Here is an 18,318-nt window from a genome sequence, read left to right as displayed (position 1 = left end):
GGCGGGCGGCGGCGGTGGTCATGCCGCCTCCCGCGGTCGGCAGGTACGAATCGACCAGTCCAGCGCACTTTGGATCGTGGTCCGGCACTCGGCCGACGACAGACCGGCCGCCTCACCGGACGCCTGAAAAGCCTCCTCCACCACGTCCCGGGCGATCTCGCCCCAGGCGACGAAGCGCCCCATGGCGCGGGCGCCCACCAACAGCCGGTTGTTCCGCCCGCCTTCCGACGTGCCCCTGACCGCGGCGGTCTCCCGCTCCAGAGCCACCTCAGCGCGCCGGGTGGCTTGGCCCGGGATGAGGAGCGGGGCGGGCGCCCGGTTGGGCGTGGGCGGTGTCTGGAGTCGACTCAGGAGCCAAGCGGGCAGTTCCGCCACCGGGGCGTCGTTGATGACCTCGTAGACGCCCTGGGGGGTGGTGCTGCCCGCGGCCACGATGTTCCCGCCCCACGCGCGAGTGTCCACGTTCGGCGCCACGGTGCGGGCGGTGTTGAACAGCCGGATGCCGGGGTGGACCGCGTAGTACAGGTGCAGTCCGCCGCTGGGCGTCCGCACCGTATAGGTGAGCGGGATTGGCTGTCCGGCGCGCTCGCAGAGCGCCGCAAAGGACGTCGCGCCGTCAGGCGCGTCCGGACTGCCTTTCCCGTCTTTGTCCTTGGGCATGTCCAGGTCGACCACGACCAGCCCGGAGGGTCCGGTGGCGATGCCCACGTTGAACGCGCCCCGGGCCCACGCGGCGCGGATGCGCTCGGGGTCAGTGGTGGCGCGCTGTTCCCATTTCCGGTGCCCGGCAGCGCATCCCCCGGTCTGGGGGCAGGCGCGTTCGCCGTGCAGCGCGGAGCCCTTGGCCCCGGGCCGCAGCGGGTGGACGTGCCATCCGCGGGCGGCGGCTTGCAGCGCTGCGGCCAGCAGCGCGGTTCGTGCGTCATGCGTCATGCTGGAGGTGTCCTGTTCTGTCGAAGGGACGGGAAGAGCCGGGGCGGGCGCGATTCTTTGGCGAGAGGGCGCCCGCCCCGGGCGTATCTAGAACGGCGGCTTCGCGTTGTACTGCGAGTCCGCCGAAGCGCCGGTCGTGGCCCACGGGTCAGCGGACGGATCCGGCTTGCCTGCGGCGGTCTTGCCGTTGATGGCGACGGTGGTGAAGCGCAGCGAGGCGCCGATGTCGTCGACCTCGACCGCGAGCATCGAGCGGTTTTCTCCCTGCTCGGTCTGCCAGTTGTGCTGCCGGATCCGCCCGGACAGCACCACGCGCGAGCCCTTGGTCAGGGAGTCGGCGACGTGCTCGGCGAGGGAGCGCCAGGCGGCGCACCGGAAGAACGTGGACGTGCCGTCCTTCCACTGGTTGGACTCGCGGTCGAACATGCGCGGCGTGGAGGCCACGGTGAACTTCGCGAGCGCCTGGCCGGACTCGGTGACCTTCACTTCCGGGTCGGCGGTCAGGTTGCCGATGATGGTGATCGGGGTCTCTCCGAACGACATGCTCTGTCTCCTGTTCAGTGCTTGGAGCGGGCGAGTTTGAAGGTGAGGCCGCCGATCCCGATGGGTCCGGCGGCGCCGGCGATGACGGTCGCGGTGTGGGCGGCGGCATCGAGCAGCGCGCACAGCGCGGCGACCAGTCCCCAGCCACCGAGGACGGTGGCCCCGGCGATGGCGAACGGGATCAGGACCCGACGCCACGGGACGCTGTTGCGGTCGGTCTTCTGGATGACGATGACGACCGGCTGTCCGGTCGCCTGTGCGCGGCGCCAGTCGTCGGCGGGGATGTGCGGGGCGAGGTTCCCGGGCGGTTCGCGGTGGTGCATGTGGTGCTCCCTTCCAGCGGTCCGGGATAGGCGAGGCGCCCGCCGGGAGTGGCCCGGGCGGGCGCCTGCTGGTCACGGTGTGTGGTTGTAGCGGGGTGCGGTTACTGGGTAGTGGGTAGTGGGGTCCCCAGTAGAAACCCACTGTTGGGACTACTGGGGCGGCTACTGAGGTGTTCTAGTGGGTAGTGGGGCGTACCCCACTACCCACTACCCAGTAGCTGTCTGTGACCGGCTGTCAGGTGTGGTCGGGGTGGACGTAGACCGAGTGCGGCCCGTTGTCGCGGTAGAGCAACTGCCCGCGGTCGACGGCTTGCTGGAGTCCGGCACGGACCGTCTTTCGGTCCTTGCCGACCAGGTCCGCGACGGCGGACGGCTTCATGCCGGCGGCGCCTGCATCGGCGATCGCGGCGATCGCATCGGTCAGCCAGTCCGGCCCGCTCTCCTGCTCCGGCTCGCGGTCCTTCCTGAGCGCGGACAGGTTCAGCCCCGGGCGCTCCGGCCGCTCCCGCTCGGGGCGCGGCTCGCTGCGGGTGGGTTCGGCGGTGGTGCCGAACTGCTCGTCGATCTCCCGCATGAACCGATCCGCGAGCCGGTCAACCTCGGACCGCGGCTCCGGCTGCGATTCGCGCAGCGCGGTCAGGTTCAGCCCGCGCCGTGGCTCACCCGCGTCCGTCTCCCGCTGCGTGGCGGTGTCGGTGCTGCGGTGCGGGCCACGCATCCACGCGGTGCGCTCGGTGTTCCAGCGCTCCGCGTAGGCGGGGCCGGCGGCCTTGGCGGAGATGGCGTCGAGGGTGGGGTGTCGGTCGGAGGTGGCGGCGACGATGTCGCTGATCTGGTTGGGCAGAATCCGCCAGTTCTTGAACAGTCCCACCGGTGACTCCGGGGTGCCCATGAACCCGGAGCCCTTGAACGGTGCCTGCTCGACTTTGAGGCCGCGGCTGCCAGGGAACAGCTTGCCCAGGTCCATGCCCTCAGTTTCCCCGCCGGTGAGCGCCACGCGCACCTTGGCTTCCCGGCGGATCATGAGGTTGCCCAGCACGGAGCTGGTGGCGCCGAGCGCGGTGAGCACGGTGCGGATGCCCATGGCGCGCAGCAGCCGGATCACTTCGAGGATCTTCTTGGCGAGTTCCTTCATGGCCCGGTCGGTGCTGGCCAGGATCTCCGCGCCCTCGTCGATGACCAGCATGATCTGCGGAATCTGCGCACTGATGGGCAGCAGGTCGGTGTTCTCGCGGGCCATCAGGTCCTGATAGGAGATCTTGCGCTGCTCCCCGATCCGCAGCACCGCATCGAGCATGCGGTGCGCCTCCTCCACGGTGCCGGCCAGCCAGTCGATACCGGGCCGCATCTGCCTCTCACCCTCGGCGGGGCGATGGTTGAGCGCGGGCAGCACCCAGGACAGGCCCGCGGATCCGGCGTTGAGGTCGATGACGAAGGTGAGCACGTCCACGGTGCGAGCGAACCCCGCCAGGATGACGTGCACCATGTTCGTCTTGCCCGACCCGGTGGGGCCGACGACCAGCGCGCACTGCTCACGCAGATACGTCTGGATCTTCTCGGCGTTGGAGCGGTACCCCCACGGGATGCCAGTGTGCAGGGACAACGGCCCGTAGTCGGCGGGGTAGGTCTCCTCCTTCGCCAGCACGTTGACCGTGGCCACGTCGATCAGGGTCCGGCCCTGGTGGACGCCGGGGGAGGCCGTCGCGGTGCAGCCGTGCGGCAGGTGTGCATCCGCGGACAGTGCCGCTGCGTGGGAGGCGATGCGGTCGTAGGTGGTGCCGCCGGGCAGTTCGGCATCGATCGTGAAGCCGGTCCCGGTCTCCCACCGCTCCACCCCCACAACCCTCACCGTGATGCCGCACACCCGCTGGATGCGGTCGTTCCACTCCGCTGCGATCGCCCGCCGCTCCGCGGACAACTCCGAAGCGATCTGCCGCTGTTCGGCCGCGAGCGCTTCCTCCTCGCGGGCCTCCTCGTACAGGTTCGTCGACCGGGTCGCGGTGCCGATGCCCACGCCGATCGCGGCCAGCGAGCCGAGCGCTTCCCAGCTGAGCGGCCCGTTCGTGACGGCCCACGTCGTCCAGCCCGCACCCACGAGCCAGGAGGCGGCACGGGCGGCGATGGTACGGCCCGCGTTGCGCAGCCGGATGCCGGCCGCGGTGTGGCCGATCGCGCCCGCGGCACCGACCGCGAGCGCCCAGCCGGGCGGCATGCCGGTGGCGGCTCCCGTGGTGGCCACCGCGAACGCGCCGGTGGTGGCGGACAGGGCGCCGGTCACCGGTCCGTGACCGGCGGCCCAGTCCCACACCGGACCACTGGCCAGCTCGGGTGCCTGCTGCTTGCTCTTCTTCTGCTTGGTCATGGTGGCCTCTGTGTTCGCCATGGTCAGACGTTCCAGCCCTTCTCGGCCTCGGTGCCGTTGCGGGGGTCCTCGTGCCGGGCGATGTCCTGCTCGTGGACCCGGCGGAACAGCGGCACCAACTCCCCGGCCGCGTCCACGGCGGCCATGAGGGTCTTGTAAATGTCGTCGAACCCGGCCGCGACTTCCTTCTCGAAGGCGAACTCGTTGTCCGAGCGCTCCGCGAGGGTCAGGAAGGTCATGGCGATCGAGTTCAGCGCGTCCGGCAGGTTGTCGATCATGGAGAGGACTTCCATGTTCCCGTCGGGGTCGTAGGTGCGGGCGGCGTTCTCCATCTCGGCCGCGGCCTCTTCGAACTTGAAACCAGACACGTGAATGGCCTCCTGACCAGCGAGTTCGGGGATGAGGTGGGTGGGACGCTCCACCCGGTCCTTGATGTCGTTCAGGTCCTGCGCGACCGCCGCATCCGCGGCGGCTTCCTCGGTGGCTTGCTGCCCGCGGATGCGTTCGTCGCGGGCGGCGCGTGCCTCACGGGCGGACTGCATCAGGCGCCGGTACAGGCGCCGTCCGGGGTGCATGAGCCAGCGCCAGCCGAGCTTGCGGCCCAATGGCGTGGTGAGGCAGCCCAGCACCCCCGCCGCGCCGCCAGCCAGTGCAGCGAGCAGGCGACGGCCCTGGAAGCGGGCCGCGGACTTCAGCAGCCCCCAGCGGGCCTTGCGGCGGGCGGGCGCCTTGCGCACCTGGGCACGCTTGGCCGCGACATCCTGCCCGGTGCTGCGATCGCGGGCGGCGCGGGCCTTGTTGACCAGCGCCCGCACTCCCGACGCGGCCTTACCTGCCGTCCATGCCGCGGCGCGGCGGGTCCGGCTCTGCGTGGGTGCCTTGGCGGCGCGGGCGGCGGCCTTGGCGTTGCGGCGGGCATCGGCCACCTGCCGGCGGGCGGCGGTGGTCTGCCGCCGGGCCGCGGAACGGGTCGGTGCCTGGCGCCTGTTGGCCGCACGCAGGGCCCGTGCCTGCCCGATCCGGCCCGCCCCGGCCCGCGAAAGCGGCGAACGCCCGGACGCGGCCCGCGCCGCCGCGGTGCGGCCGGTGGGGCGAGCCCGATGCTTGGCTGCATGCCGCCCGGCACTCGCCCCGGAGCCGTAGCCCCGGCTCGTACCAGCAGAGCCGGTACGGGACTTGGCGGCGCCGCGCCCGCGACGACCGGCCGCAGTACTGCCGGACGTACGAGACGAGGACGGCTTCCGGCCCGCGCGGCGGGAGCTCCCGCCGCGCCGCGCGGACGCTCCGGAGGAGGTGGCGCGGTGCTGCTGGGCGGAACGCTGACGGGCACGGACCATGGCGGCGGCCCCGAGGGCGGCGGCGCCGCCTGCAGCCACCGCCACGGCGACCGGTCCCCCGCCTACCAGGGCGGCGGCACTGACCGCGCCCACGGCGCTGTTACTGCCCGACAGGGCCAGCGGCAGCACCGGGATACCGCCCGACGTGTGCGCCAACTCCCGCCCCTCGGACGGTGCAGGCGCCTGCTCATGCGGCGGGGACGGCTCGGGTGGAGGGGTGGGGGCAGCCGGAACGGCTACCGGTTCGGCTTGGATCTCGGTCATGCTGAGGACCACTCCTTCAGGGGAGTCGAAGGGTCCGGCCGGCTTGCTGTGGAAGGTTCGGCGGCCGGACCCGGTGGGCAATGCAGGATGTTCAGGACTGTTGGACAGGCGGTCGCCGACAGTCGCAGGGCCTTCCCAGTCGCTGTTGGGGCGAGTCCAATTCAGGCGGCGCGCTGTTCGTCGGTGCGGGTGAAGGTGTCGTACTGGCCGGCAGTGATCAGGCCCGACTCGCGCCATTCGGCAAGCAGATCGGTCTGTCCCTCGATGCCGTCGCACTTGGCACACAGCCGCCCGGCCGGGCGGCGGCCCTTGCGCTTGCCCGGCGGCCGCTCGCCCCACTTGCACGCGGGCAGCCCGGCGGCAGCCGCTTCCTGCTCCAGCTCGCGCAGCGGCTTGGCGGCGTGCGGGTAGAAGAACTCGATCTCGTCGAGTTCGCCGGGCTTGGCGAACGCCCCGCACAAGCACTCCCCCGACATGTGCAGGTGCACGGTGACCTCATTGAGCGGCAGCGCGTTGGGGGTGCACAGCATGTGTGCGGCGTGCTCGTGGGGGAGGCTGCAGCGGTAGCGGGCGCGGTATTCGCGCATGTGGGCATCGGTCCAATGCACGATCGGGGACACCCAGATCAGGGCACCTTCCCGGTCGACCTCCTCGGCGTTGCGAAACCGCCGGTCGGTCTCCGCCCACCGCATGCCGCCCAGGTAGACGACATTGCGGGTACGCCCGTGACGGCCGATGATCTGCCCCCGCAGCCGTTGCAGCGGCTCATCCTTCAACCGCCGGTACATCACCGAATGGCCGGCCGGGCCGGGGAAGCCCTTCCACACCTGCCGGCCGATGTTCTTGCCCCGGGTCGACAGGACCCGGCCCATGACCAGGTCGGCGTAGGAGTGCTTGGGGTGCAGCTCATGCAGCGGCAGGCCCCAAGCCGCGACCACGTCCCGCACGTGCTGGGTGGTCTCCGGGATGCCGGTGCCGGTGTTGACGTGCGCGATCGCATCCACCCGGTCGCGGAAGAGGTGATTGACGACGATGGAGTCGTTGCCGCCGGAGAGCAGCCCGATCGTGGCGACCACCGGGAAAGCCGCCAGGACGCGATCGACGATCGCGAACGAGTGGACCATCGCCTCATCCAAGGTCAAGGCTTCAGGCTCAGCCTCTGCCTTCGGTGGCCGCTTCTCGATGCGGTCGGCCATGCCCGGAAACATGTCCCCGACCGGCTGACGGTGCTTGTTGCGTGAGGTCATGACACCCCTCCAAGTCAGCCGGCGATCGCGGCGGGCAGGTCGGCCAGGTACGGCTCACGCGCCTTGACCCGGCCGCGCGCGGTGCGGGCCGTCGACTCCGACGCCCCGAGCCCGATCTCTGCCATCGCCTGGGTCATCCGGGCGGTGCTCGGCTGGGTGAAGTCGGTGCCGTACAGCGCCCGGACCAACTGATCGACCCGGTTCGGGTAGACCACCGGCGCGCACAGAGCGACCGCCGTCGACCGTGCTTCGACGGGAGCCGGATCCGGGATGACGGGCGTCGAAGTCTCATTGACGCCCTGTACCAGCGCGGGGCGTTCTGGCAGTGCTTCGGCCTCACGGGGGCCCTCCGTGGGCGGTGTGGCCGGCGGGCGGTCGACGGTGACCGTGACGGGCGTCGAAGGTGCGTTGACGCCCGGCGGCGGGGCGTCGACGCCCGTCATCGCCCGGCGGGCGAGGTAGGCGTGCACCTGCCGCATCAACGCCCCGAACGCCAACAGGGCGGCCACCGGAGGGACCGCGGCGACCACGTAGTTGAGGGCGTTGGCGTCCTGGCCGACGCCGGCCACGTTCAGCGCGATGGAGGCGCCGTCGCCTGCGGTGACCAGGCCGATTGCCCACCAGTCGACCCGGTGGGCGAGCGAGGCGCGCAGGATCAGCAGTTCACCGATCACGATGAACAGGTCCACCGTGGCGGGCCAGGCCCAGGAGCGGGCGACCGCTTCGGCCATGCCGTGCCGGGCGGCGACCTCTTGCAAGTGCTCGTAGGAGAGCCAGAACGCCACCGCGGTCAGCAGCACGGTCAGTGCCGCGGCGATCGCGGTAATGGCGTGCTCCACGTTGACGGGCGTCGACGCGGCTTCGACGGGCGTCGACCGGGCGTCGACGCGGGTCGCGGCGCTCATGACGCACCCCCGACCAACGCCGGGGTGACGATGTCCGCGAAGCCGGTCAGATGGACTTCCGCGCCCGCGTAGTCGACGACCGTCAACAGCACGCGCGTCCGGCCGTCGCTCTGCTCGCGGTAGGTCACCGCGTCCGGGGCGCCCCCCAGAGCCTCCCGCCACGCCTCGAAGCCGGGCAGGTCGTCGTAGAACGTCAGCTCCAGCCGCTCCGGGTAGATGTGGGACACCCGCACCGACGGCGCCGGCAGGTGCCCGAAGTCCGCGGCCAGCAGGCGCAGTACGCGCAGCGCCACGGCCAGATCGTCCAGGGTCAGCGCGTCACTCATGCCGCAACCCCCGTCTGCAGGCTCCGGCGCTTCGGCGCGGCCGGTGTGGGCAGCGGCGCGAGCCGCAACAGGCCCGCCTCGTCCAGCGCCTTCGCGGCAACCTGCACCGCGCGGTCCGGCAGGTCGGGGTAGTCGGCGAGGATGTCGCGAGCCGCGTCCAGCCGCGCCGCGCGCTCGTGCTCGCTCTCCCCCTCGATTCCGAGCCACAGCTCAACCGGGGTACCGAGGGCAAGTTCGAGGAAGTCCTCTGTGGTGTCGGCCTGGTGGCCGGAAACGTAGTTACGCATCGATTGCTCCTGAGTCGAAGGGACGAGAAGAGCCGGGGGGCCGCGAGACATAGGCGAGAGGGCGGCCAGCCCGAGAAGCGGCCACAGCCGAAAGGCGGCGGGCCGAAGTGCCCCGGTCGGGAGTCGAACCCGGACGTGAACCAGCGGGGCAAGAGAACGTGCGCGTCGTACGAGGCGACGCCGGAAGACCGGGGCCGCCTCGTACGACGAGACCGGCTTCACCGGCCCGCCGTTGCCACGGCGGACCGGTCCCGAGCCGGAGCATCGGGCGCGTCATCGTCACTGCTCTGACGCCAGCAGGGCGGCGCACACCAGGTGGCATCCCAAGGGCTGACCTCCAGTGATGGAGGGATGATCCCCAGTGATGTTCTCCAGAGCCAGTGCGCGGGGAAGTGGCCGCCGACGAACGTCACCCGGTCGTCACGGGGACGGGGAATCTCACCCCGTCGACTTGGCACGCTGTGGAGTTCTCAAGGAACGACCAGCAAGGGGCCCCATGTGGAAGCGAGCTATCCCGAACCGATGTTCAGATTGACCTAGGTCAATCTGACTGTCAAGAGGCTTCGCCTCGCGAACCTGAGATTGACCTAGGTCCGGTTACCCTCGGGGCTATGGATTCGAGTCCCGACGCACCCAAGCCGACGGCTAAGGACATCGCCGCGAGGTTCCGCAGAGAAATCGCAGACGGCCAGCGCGGACCCGGTTCCCGCCTGCCTGCGGCGCGCCATCTGGCCAAGGATCTCGGCGTGCAGCTCATGACCGTGCAAAGCGCGTACGGCCAACTCCGCGAGGAGGGTTTGGTACTCACCCAGCAGGGGCGCGGGACCTTCGTCCGCGATCCTTCGGTGCCCCTCGGGTCGGAGCCGGGCAGTAGCCCCGCGTTCGCAGCCCTGTCGGAAGAGCTCAGCTCGATTCATGACGCCCTCCGCTTGCTCGGTGAGCGCCTGGACCGTCTTGAGCAACTCGTAGGTAGCGAGCCTCCGCCCTCACAGTGAGTTCGTCCGCGCGTTTCAGCAGCCGTTCGGCTGTGGCGCGCGCCTCACTCAACCCCGCTTTGATCAAAGCGAGTTCTGCGGGCGTCAGCCCTCCCAACTCGTCGTTTCGCTCGTTGATCCCTGGCATGTCCACGAGCATGTGGCCACACATGGCAGAGGACCCGGACAGACTGTCCGGGTCCTCTTTCCTTGCAGGTCAGGAGAGTTGACGATGCGTCATCTTGTGGCCGCGTCTACGGCGTCGAGCACCGCGCGCCATGGAAGTTCTCGCCCCGCCGGCGCCTCTCTCGGCTCGTACAGCGGCCAGACCTCCGGCCCGTACACGAGGTGGACGCCTCCCGCCCGCAGAGCGTCGATGTGCCGCTGCCAAGCTGGGTGGCGGGCGTGGGCGGCATTCACTCGAGGGAAGACGACAACCGGCAAGTCGAGCGTGCCAATGGCTTCGCCCACCTGCGTCAGTGCCTGGTTATCCATCACGCCCGCAGCCAGCTTCGCGACCATGTTGGCCGATGCCGGAGCGACCACGTAGCAGTCAACCGGCGGATGCGGCCGGGCATCCCCGGGAAGCCGCGGCGCATCGCGGACGGGCAAGCCGGTCAGCTTCTCCAGCCGCTCAACTTCACCGCTCATCCGCAGCCACTCACCCGCGGTGGGCGTCAACGTCACGGCCACCTGCCACCCACGATCCATCGCGGGCTCGACAAGGCCGGTCCGGAGCGCCTCCACTCCCCCGGCTGCCGAGCCGACGACTCCGAGCACCCCGCGCTTGCCTGAACTCACTGCACCGCCCTGCACCGTTGGGCCATCGCGAACACCTCGGACGAAGGAGAGGCACCGGTCACTGGGGATTGCTTGATCAGGTCTCGTAGTGTCTCGCGCACCCTGGGATTGTTGCGTACGAGCTGCGGCGACGTGCGCTCAGCCGTGCGAAGCTCCACGAACGCCTCGTCACCTTGCCCAGCGAGCGAGAGCGCCCGGGCAAAGTCGATCCGGTGGGAGACGCTGCGCTCCTGCGGCATGTGGTCCACGTTGATCCGCCCGTGTTCCACCACGTACGAGACGTTGTCGAGGTCGAGTTCTACCGAGAGCCGATGAAGGAGGACGTTCGTGGGCCCAAAGCCGGTCTGCCAGTAGTTCTCATCCGAACCGAGGTCATCCGCGAGTTCCTCGGCTCTGTCCAACAGGCCCGTTGCGGTGGGCCGGTCCTGGTGGCGGGCTGCCGCAATGGCGGCCCGTAGGTGGATCATCCCGAGCAGGCTGAGGGCCGCCGGGTCGTTGTCGGCTACCTGCGACGACAGCCACACGGCTGCCGTGTTGCCCAACTCCAGCGCGTCGTCATACCGGCCATTGGCCAGCAGGGCGTGCGTGCCCGATCGTGCCGCCGACGCGAGCACGAGCGGATCGTCCGACTCGTCCGCAGCCCGCATGGCGCGCTCGGCTGCCAACCATGAGATGTCGGACTCACCGATCTTCGCGAGCGTCGTTGCCGCAAGATGGTGCGTACGGGCCGACACTGCCCAGCAGTCGCGACGGTCTTCCCCTCGGCGCGAGGCTCGGTCCTCCAGCTCCTGAGCGGTCTGCAGAAGGGCAGGAAGAGCAGCAATGACGCTCCCGAGACGCCCGCCCTGGTAGTCGTTCCACGCATGTTCCACGCGCACAGCCACCGGCGCGGGGGTAGGGAGCTGCACCTCGGTTTCCCGGCCGAAGAGCAGGCGCGAGAGCCGCCGCGGACTCATGAGCGCGTCGCGTACGGCCGGTACGTCGTCTTGCTGCCTCTCGTCTTCCATGAGCACGGTCTGCCCGAGCAGGTCCCCGAGGGGTACGCGCAGAATGCGCGACAGGTCGGTGAGCATGTCGATACGCGGCGGCTTCCTGCGGCCGGTCTCGATCTTTGCGAGCCAGTCAGTGCTACGGCCGACCAGTCCGGCCAGCACCTCTTGCGTGTAGCCGCGACGCTTCCGGTAGAACGCGATCCGCTCGCCGATACTGAGGTGATCTCCAAGACCACGCATTGCGTGATGCCTCCTGGTCGTAGGGGCCAGCTTCACGGTACCGAGCTGGTCGTCACGCCGGACAGATGGTCTTGCTGTCGGCCGACTGAGCATGAAGGGCTCAACGGCAAAGAACCCGGACGAAGTGTCCGGGTCCTTTGTACGATCGCGCGCAGCTGGACGGGCATCGAGTCCCGACCCGTCCGGACACGCGGAAGGGTTGCAACGTCAGAGGGTTCCAGCCTGCCAGCGGCTCAGGCCCGCTGCCCGATGATGCTTTGGTTACACCGGAATCCAAAAGCAGGCGCGTCAGCCTGGTTGGTGGAAAAAGAAATCAAGCGGATCTACTTGCCGACCGCCGTGCACAACACACTTACCCATCTCCAACTCCCTGACAGCCAGGGAAGCAACGAAATCCCTGGAGTCTCTCCACTCAGCTTTGAGTTGACGCCCGAAGGAGAGACCTACTACGGACACAGCGCCGCCTTGCTTGAGGGCATAAGCAGCGCTGGCCATGGATCCGCCGGTCGTAAAGGTGTCGTCAAATAACAAGACTCGTTTACCCCTAACGGCAGAGCTAGCAGTAAACAAGTCCGGAATTATTCGCTCTCGTCGCATTCCTGCTTTCGAAGCATCATTCTTAACTAGAGCGCCATTAGTCCATTCAGGGGCGAAGTCCCGCACGTGCCCAATAACGGCACCCAGGTGACTCACACCTCCCCGAGTGGAAGAATGGGACGGCATCGCCACGCGCAGGTCAAATGCTCCGCCGTAAAAACTCTCCATGCACTTTAGATGCAATTTCATAAACGTCCACAGAAGCGCCCCTAATGGCCGCCTCAACCAGACATCGGAAGCCTCATTTTTAGCGCGCCACAGGATTCCCTCAAGGCCGCCATGAAGGGAATAGCACATCGGAACAAACCCATCTAGCACAGATGAGAATGTATGTCGGCAGTTGTAGCAGCGCTCATAGGGCGTCCCTTGCGAGCCGACAGGCGTCGGGGTGCGACATAAGGAGCATGTGCCAGCATCGTCAGCCAAAACCGAGGGGGCAACATGTTGCTCGCGCAGCCACCGCACCCAGTTCGCAGTACTCCAATTACGGTCGTCGGGACGCACGAAACGGCGATAGGACAACCTCAACCCCCTGCAGGCAGCTTGGACCCCACGGAAAGGCTAGTCCTACCGTCCGACAGCAGGCAATCACCTAGCGTCAAAAAGGAGCTGCGTAGGGGCAGCGGCCACCCCTGCACGAACAGGATGCTTCAGGATTTCGAGCATCTGTTCGGTATCGGCCACGGGGGCGGCTCGCTTCGCCTCAACCATCTTGCGCGCCCACGGCTGCTGATCCACAAGAGACTGGAGCAACAACACGTGCCGACCTTGCTCGGCTGCCACGCGAGCCTGCATCTTGGCGCCAGAAGTCCCTGACGCTTCGATTACGACGCTCCCCAAACTGATCCCGGACGTGACGTGGTTCCTCCGGGGAAAAGTATCTCGACCTGGAGAGCGAGAAGGCCAGAACTGGGAGACGATTAGGCCTTGTTCGGTGATTTCTTCCGCAAGATCAAGGTGTTCCTTTGGGTAGCACCTTGTGATCCCCGTACCAATAACTGCGATGGTCCGACGGCCGAAATGGAGCGCCGTGCGATGCGCAGCTGAATCTACGCCGCGAGCCAGGCCTGAGGAAATCGTATACCCGGCTGCACTGAGTTCGCGCGCAACTCTGCGGGCACGGGAAAGGCCAAGCTCCGTAGCGTCACGCGTACCTACGACTGCAACTGAGTGCGCGTCGGATTGATGATCGAGATTCCCACGGTAGAACAGGAACGGGGGTAGATCGGCTATGGTCCGCAGATTCTCGGGATACTCAGGGTCTAGCACCGTGACCAGGCTGGCGTCGACCCCCTCCGCCTGCTTCAACTCGCCTTCAACACGGGCGAAGTGCTCACTCAGAGCACGTTCCTTCAGTCCTTCGCGAAGTATCGGAAGGGCCTTGCGTGCTGCGGCAGACTCTTCGGGGATGAACCCCTCACACAGGCTGTCGAGATGCCCCCTCAACGCGCACCGGGCGAGTAGCGACCAATCGACGCTCTTACCCTCTATGCGGAGTGAGCAAAGCGCTAACAAGCGCATCCGTGCTTCATCGATCATCTCTGACTCCTTCTACTCAAAGATCACTGTTCGAAGGATCGATGACTGAAAGTCTAGAGGTCGGACACACCCCGCTGCTACAGATACGCGCTCCGAGAATGGACGGGAGCTGCAGTTGCAGCGGGTGACCTGCGCCGATGGAAGGCAAATCTTCTGTGACAGCTCCGAACTGCCACTCGAACGTGACCCTCCGCCAGCGACGCGCCATGACTCCCCACGTCCAGCCCGTCTTTCTCCTCTCTGTCATTGCGCATCATCCGCGCAGCTGCCTGGCGTCCAGTGCCACCGATGTCGGCGCTTCGCCCCGCCGCGGCCGGGCGGGTGGTGCAGGCCCCCCGCCTCTCCCTCGTCTGGCGGCGACCGACCATCCATGGCGATCGCTTCAGCCTCGATCACCGGGCGGATCTGCTTCCGATAGACGTCCTGGGCTTCGGCCGCGCAGTGGGCAATGCCGGTCTACGCAGATGATCTGCGCAGAAATAAGCACATCGGGTGCCTTCCCTCACCCAACTGCATCAGCGCCACTCTGAGACGCGAACCCAGTCCACACGAACCCACCTAGCGTGATCGTGTGGACGCATCCGACGACAGCCGCTCCGACTTCGGGGACAGAGAGCGGTACGAGGTGGCCCAAACCCGGTCCGCCCCCGATCGAGGGCAGCTTGAGTTGGGCGCAAAACTGCTGGACTCAGTCCCTCCCCCTCGTTCCTACTTCGCTGCGGGTGGTGCCGCGCTTCTCGCGTCCGCTGTGCTAATCGTCTGCCTGGCGCTCATCAGGCCGCCGCACGAGTGGCAAGCCTGGGGATATTACGGCGTTGCCTTCTTGGTCCTCGTTTACGGGGTGGTCGGGCTGGTGTGGGCGCTTGAGCGGCGACGTAGATACGTGATGCTTCTCCATGGGCTGGCCCTGGAGGTACAAGACCGCCTTTACGGTGATGGGCCAGTGCGCGGTCTCGGGGGCGACGAACTGCGGAAGAATCTCCTCCAATACCGAGCAGCCCTCATGGCGGCTGGGGCCGTGCAGCAGGCGTCTGATCTCAACCCGAGTTCACGCCCAGGCACAGACGGCCCATCCCTGGGAGCTCGCTCATGACCACTCCGCAGGGGCCCGCGCCGCCACCTCAGTACCCGCAGACCAGAGGACAGTGGGCGCTGGCGATTCTTGCTCCGCACGTGGCCGCAATCATCGTTGCCGGCCTCGGCTTCCTCGGCTTCGTTGTACAGAGCTCTGACGAACCAGACTGCCTCGCAGAGCTGAAAGCAGCAGTTGCCGTGGTCGACCAGCACCCCGAGCTGATCGGCCGGGTGCCGGTAGATCCGGACGTCGAGCGCGAATGCAAGATCAAGGGATCGCTGCGGCACGTACAACCGAAGGAGCTTCCGCCACCCAAGCCGTAGAGCAGCCGCGAGCTAGAGGCCCCGCGCATGGTATGCGATAGAGATCGGTGCGAACGCCTCACTCCTCGCGGGAAACTCCAGGTCAGACCCCATATCACAGGGCCTATCGGCATGCTCTCCGGAGACATTGCCCATCTTCGGACGATCGGTGCATCGGCGCCTGGCGCGGACCGTCCGAAGTCGACGAGTGTCTGCCGCTATCGACCAACAGCAACTACGAGGGTGCGGCTGGCGACCGCACGTTCGTGACGTATCGGCCCAGGTATGCAGCCACATCCGCGGCCGCCAGTCGATCGCGATGGCCACGCCCTGTTCCAAGATCAGGACGAGCCGGGGACGAGATCTGACTACCTCACTAGGGGCCACGTAAATCCCCAGGTCATCGGGCGTGCAGAGGCGATCTTGGGGACTGCAAATCTGCCGACCTTGTGGCCAGCGCCTTGATGTGCGGCGAGCGTGCTGCTCGCTTCGACTTTGCTGCCTTAAGGCACCCGCGTCGCGGCATCGGGCCGACGCCACGACAAAGGCCGAACCGGGTGATCAACTGGCGAGGTTGCGTGTGTAGAAAGAGAACCTCGCCAATTTGGGGCACCACTGTTGGTAAATGGATACATCCATGATCACTGGAACTTCGGCGTTGATCCGCTCGATCAGTTCTGCCACACGATCTCCCATCGGCGCGTCGGCGGACATGTCTCGTAAGACATCCGTGATCTTGGTAGTCGGGGGCGCTGCTAGAAGGGCTCGGAATACGTCCTCGGCTTGGTGCGGACTGCCCACGAGCAGGGCCAAGAGGATCTGAACCACTTGGTGCTCTCCCTGCGCATCGGTGGAGCCCTCAAATTTGAGAAGCTCGGTGGGAGGTACGCCGATGCGCACCAGCCGGTACAGGTTCACCAACTTCTTGGCAGCGCGGGGCGTCTGAGTAAGGCTGCCTACCCGGGACATGAAAGTAATCTCTTGAGGCTGAAGCTGCAGTTGGACAGGGCCATCGGCCGGCGCCTCCTCGTCCGTGCCTTCACTCGCCGGGATGGACGAGTCGGCGTTCGGACTGGAGGGGGCCACTTCGGTGTCGTCCGGCCCGATGGGGGCCTCCGAGACGGCAGGGGTTTCAAGGAGCGCTGTGATGAGGCGCGCGGTCTTCTCTGGCGTGATGGGTGGGATGACAAAGGGGACCTGGAAGATCTTGTCCAGATAATCCATAGGCGTGGCCGTGTCCTCGGCACCAGTGATGTGTGACGTACCGGCCGAGTCGGTGAAGAGCTCGCTGTAGTGGTGCTCAAGTGACCTGAGTAGCCACCGGGGATCAACTGCCACGACGACGACGAACAGTGGTAGCGCCAGCATCAGATGAACTGCTGCGAGTACCTCAACAACACGCTGCGGGGAGCACCGGTCGAGATCGTCGATGTAAAGGATGATCCGCTCAAGTGGCGGCGGTTGCGTGGACTTGGAGCTTGACCACTCCGCGTGAGCTTCGCGGAGGTTTTCGTCGAGCTGAAACAAATCATGGTGGACACTGCCCAGCAGGCCACGCTGCTCCTGGTAGGTGTCGCTGCGTTCCGTGAGAAAGCCGGAGAGCCGGACGGCCGCGTCTATCTCCGCGAGCAAAGCACGCGAGGTGGCGATTTCTTCGCGCAGAGTGCGCTGGCGTTCCTCCAGCGAGCCCCGGATTTTCCCTGTCCAGGAACGCCCCTGTGAGTGCCAGTGGCGTATGGCCATCCAGAGCGGCAGGACCGGGGCAGCGATTACCACAACGAAGCCGAGGAGAGCCGTCAGCCATGTAGCCAGCCAGGACTTAGCGAGGAGAACGACGCCGATGAGCACCAGCCAGCCTGCGGCGTACAACCAGCCGTGCTTGACATCGCGCAGGCCGAGGCGCACTGCGGAGTAGGTAAGTCGCACACCCTCTGCAGGCGAGCCGAGGAACGTGAGAAAGCCCCTGGGGCGATTCCGCTCGGTGCGGGCCAGTTCCTCGTCGAGTTGCTGTTGCTCCGTCTCGAGCCGTGCCAGTTCGGCGGCGCGCCGTTCGCGCTCTGCAACTGTTGGGTCGGCAACTGTGGCGTCGGGTTCTGGCTCCGGTGCGAGGACGCGAAAGAGATGGTCGACCAGTCCGGACCACACGTGGTCGTCGTTGTAGTGCCAGGCATTGAAGTGGACTTGACGAACGCTGGTGGCAAAGACGCTGGACCCGCTGGGGCTTTCTGCGGAGATCGCAGCCAGGTCGTCGACTCTGCTGCTCATCTGGTTGATGAAGCTTGACTTGCCGGCTCCCCATTCGCCGAGGAGGGCTACCGCCAGTGGAGGAGCGGTGATCTTCGCCATGGCTAGCTTCGCCAGCATGTCCACGTCGGTCTCGTTACCGATGAGGTCGGCGGGGCTGGCCGAGTCGCTGTGCAGTCCGGGCAGTAGCGACGTCTCATCGCCGGGAGGCAGTGAAGGCGTCAGAAAGTAGTGCTGCTGCAACATCTCCGACTCGGCATGAGTGAAGGCCTGGAAGCGCATGATGTTGCGTTTCGCGTTCCAGTCGAGAAGCGCCCGCACCTCCTCGATCGGGATGTCGAAATCCTGGGCGCCAGCAAGGGCGTACATGTACTCCCAAGTCTCGCCACTGTCGTCGGTGTCCCATAGACGTTGGGCTAATTGCGGGTTGTGCCAGATGAGGGCAACCGTACCTCCAAGGTGGAGACGCTTGTCCCCGCTGAAGAACACCCAGTCTCCGGGGGCCATCTTGCGAATTTCGGGGAGATTGGCGCCACTCTTGCCGGGCATGATGCCCCACATTTGGGCGGCCCCACTGGGAAAAAGCCGCTGGAGGGCGTTGAGCGTCGAGGGATCCAGCAGGTCCGCATGATCGCTGAAGACCACGGGGTGGACGATGGTGTCCTGGAAGTGCCGCTCGACCGTCCGATCCGAGCGCCGGGCTGGCTGCGCGAGAACCCTCATGGCGCTACTCCTCCCAGTTCGCGTCTCGGTCCGCCCACCCGACGGCGACGGGTATGGCGGAGCTCATCGGCGCAGAGGACTGCTCCTGGTCGCACTGGTGGGGAAACCGTGCCAGCGCCTCTGGGAATTCTCGGATCGGCATGCCTATATCCCTATCAGCCGCCTCCGACAGTTCGTGCCTTGCGCGCCGGAACTGCCGCTTTCGCGCGCCCAGTTGTGCCAGTTCTGGCACATTCGAGGGCCGTACGAGTGCCCCGCCAGAGGGACGTGGCAGGTAGCGGCCCTCATCTCGGGGCACCGTGAA

The 18,318-nt window shown here is 67.2% G+C and carries 15 protein-coding genes; 2 read left to right on the top strand and 13 right to left on the bottom strand.

All coding sequences use genetic code 11. The features are described from left to right. Nucleotides 1-18: 18 nt before the first annotated feature. The 9 genes from ACWD0A_RS07935 to ACWD0A_RS07895 all read right to left on the bottom strand — a co-directional run bounded on the left by ACWD0A_RS07935 (nucleotide 19) and on the right by ACWD0A_RS07895 (nucleotide 8,527). Nucleotides 19-933 (bottom strand): bifunctional DNA primase/polymerase, encoded by a 915-nt coding sequence (locus ACWD0A_RS07935; protein ID WP_451295708.1) that lies wholly within the window; start codon nucleotides 931-933, stop codon nucleotides 19-21. Nucleotides 934-1,020: 87 nt separating this feature from the next. Continuing rightward, nucleotides 1,021-1,476 carry a single-stranded DNA-binding protein gene (ssb, locus tag ACWD0A_RS07930; protein WP_451295706.1) on the bottom strand — a complete coding sequence of 152 codons (456 nt, stop codon included), beginning with the start codon at nucleotides 1,474-1,476 and terminating at the stop codon, nucleotides 1,021-1,023. Nucleotides 1,477-1,490: 14 nt separating this feature from the next. Beyond that, nucleotides 1,491-1,799, bottom strand: coding sequence for a hypothetical protein (locus ACWD0A_RS07925; protein ID WP_451295704.1), 309 nt, complete (start codon nucleotides 1,797-1,799; stop codon nucleotides 1,491-1,493). Nucleotides 1,800-2,034: 235 nt separating this feature from the next. Further along, on the bottom strand, nucleotides 2,035-4,182 hold the full coding sequence (locus ACWD0A_RS07920) for an ATP-binding protein (protein ID WP_451295702.1): 2,148 nt from the start codon (nucleotides 4,180-4,182) through the stop codon (nucleotides 2,035-2,037). A 2-nt stretch (nucleotides 4,183-4,184) separates the two neighbouring features. Then, entirely contained in the window at nucleotides 4,185-5,762 is a 1,578-nt protein-coding gene (locus ACWD0A_RS07915; protein ID WP_451295700.1) for a hypothetical protein, read from the bottom strand. A 161-nt stretch (nucleotides 5,763-5,923) separates the two neighbouring features. Next, nucleotides 5,924-7,009 (bottom strand): phosphoadenosine phosphosulfate reductase domain-containing protein, encoded by a 1,086-nt coding sequence (locus ACWD0A_RS07910; RefSeq protein ID WP_451295698.1) that lies wholly within the window; start codon nucleotides 7,007-7,009, stop codon nucleotides 5,924-5,926. 14 nt (nucleotides 7,010-7,023) lie between these two features. After that, on the bottom strand, nucleotides 7,024-7,914 hold the full coding sequence (locus ACWD0A_RS07905) for a DUF2637 domain-containing protein (RefSeq protein WP_451295696.1): 891 nt from the start codon (nucleotides 7,912-7,914) through the stop codon (nucleotides 7,024-7,026). Further along, the gene (locus ACWD0A_RS07900) at nucleotides 7,911-8,240 is read right to left on the bottom strand and encodes a hypothetical protein (protein ID WP_451295694.1); all 330 of its coding nucleotides are present in this window, start codon (nucleotides 8,238-8,240) and stop codon (nucleotides 7,911-7,913) included. Before ACWD0A_RS07900 ends, ACWD0A_RS07905 begins: the two co-directional genes overlap by 4 nt. After that, nucleotides 8,237-8,527, bottom strand: a complete 291-nt coding sequence (locus ACWD0A_RS07895; RefSeq protein ID WP_451295692.1) for a hypothetical protein — start codon at nucleotides 8,525-8,527, stop codon at nucleotides 8,237-8,239. The genes ACWD0A_RS07900 and ACWD0A_RS07895 overlap by 4 nt, the downstream gene beginning before the upstream one ends. A gap of 611 nt (nucleotides 8,528-9,138) precedes the next feature. Between ACWD0A_RS07895 and ACWD0A_RS07890 the strand changes: the two genes are divergently transcribed. After that, nucleotides 9,139-9,522: a GntR family transcriptional regulator gene (locus ACWD0A_RS07890; RefSeq protein WP_451295690.1), complete on the top strand. Its 384-nt coding sequence runs from the start codon at nucleotides 9,139-9,141 to the stop codon at nucleotides 9,520-9,522. A gap of 216 nt (nucleotides 9,523-9,738) precedes the next feature. On the opposite strand, the gene ACWD0A_RS07885 is transcribed toward ACWD0A_RS07890, so the two are convergent. From ACWD0A_RS07885 to ACWD0A_RS07875, 3 genes are all read right to left on the bottom strand, one after another. Beyond that, nucleotides 9,739-10,302 carry a flavoprotein gene (locus ACWD0A_RS07885; RefSeq protein WP_451295688.1) on the bottom strand — a complete coding sequence of 188 codons (564 nt, stop codon included), beginning with the start codon at nucleotides 10,300-10,302 and terminating at the stop codon, nucleotides 9,739-9,741. Next, nucleotides 10,299-11,534, bottom strand: a complete 1,236-nt coding sequence (locus ACWD0A_RS07880; RefSeq protein ID WP_451295686.1) for a helix-turn-helix domain-containing protein — start codon at nucleotides 11,532-11,534, stop codon at nucleotides 10,299-10,301. Before ACWD0A_RS07880 ends, ACWD0A_RS07885 begins: the two co-directional genes overlap by 4 nt. 1,185 nt (nucleotides 11,535-12,719) lie before the next feature. Then, nucleotides 12,720-13,670 (bottom strand): DNA-processing protein DprA, encoded by a 951-nt coding sequence (locus ACWD0A_RS07875; RefSeq protein ID WP_451295684.1) that lies wholly within the window; start codon nucleotides 13,668-13,670, stop codon nucleotides 12,720-12,722. Nucleotides 13,671-14,759: 1,089 nt separating this feature from the next. On the opposite strand from ACWD0A_RS07875, the gene ACWD0A_RS07870 reads away from it, so the two are divergent. Continuing rightward, the gene (locus tag ACWD0A_RS07870; RefSeq protein ID WP_451295682.1) at nucleotides 14,760-15,068 is read left to right on the top strand and encodes a hypothetical protein; all 309 of its coding nucleotides are present in this window, start codon (nucleotides 14,760-14,762) and stop codon (nucleotides 15,066-15,068) included. Between the two features lie 540 nt (nucleotides 15,069-15,608). Here ACWD0A_RS07870 and ACWD0A_RS07865 read toward each other — a convergent pair. Further along, nucleotides 15,609-18,014, bottom strand: coding sequence for a P-loop NTPase fold protein (locus ACWD0A_RS07865; protein ID WP_451295680.1), 2,406 nt, complete (start codon nucleotides 18,012-18,014; stop codon nucleotides 15,609-15,611). Between the last annotated feature and the right edge of the window lie 304 nt (nucleotides 18,015-18,318).

The sequence above is a fragment of the Streptomyces sp. NPDC002867 genome (assembly GCF_053591895.1).
The sequence above is the reverse complement of the archived record's forward strand: the minus strand, read 5'-3'. Positions and strand labels throughout refer to the sequence as shown.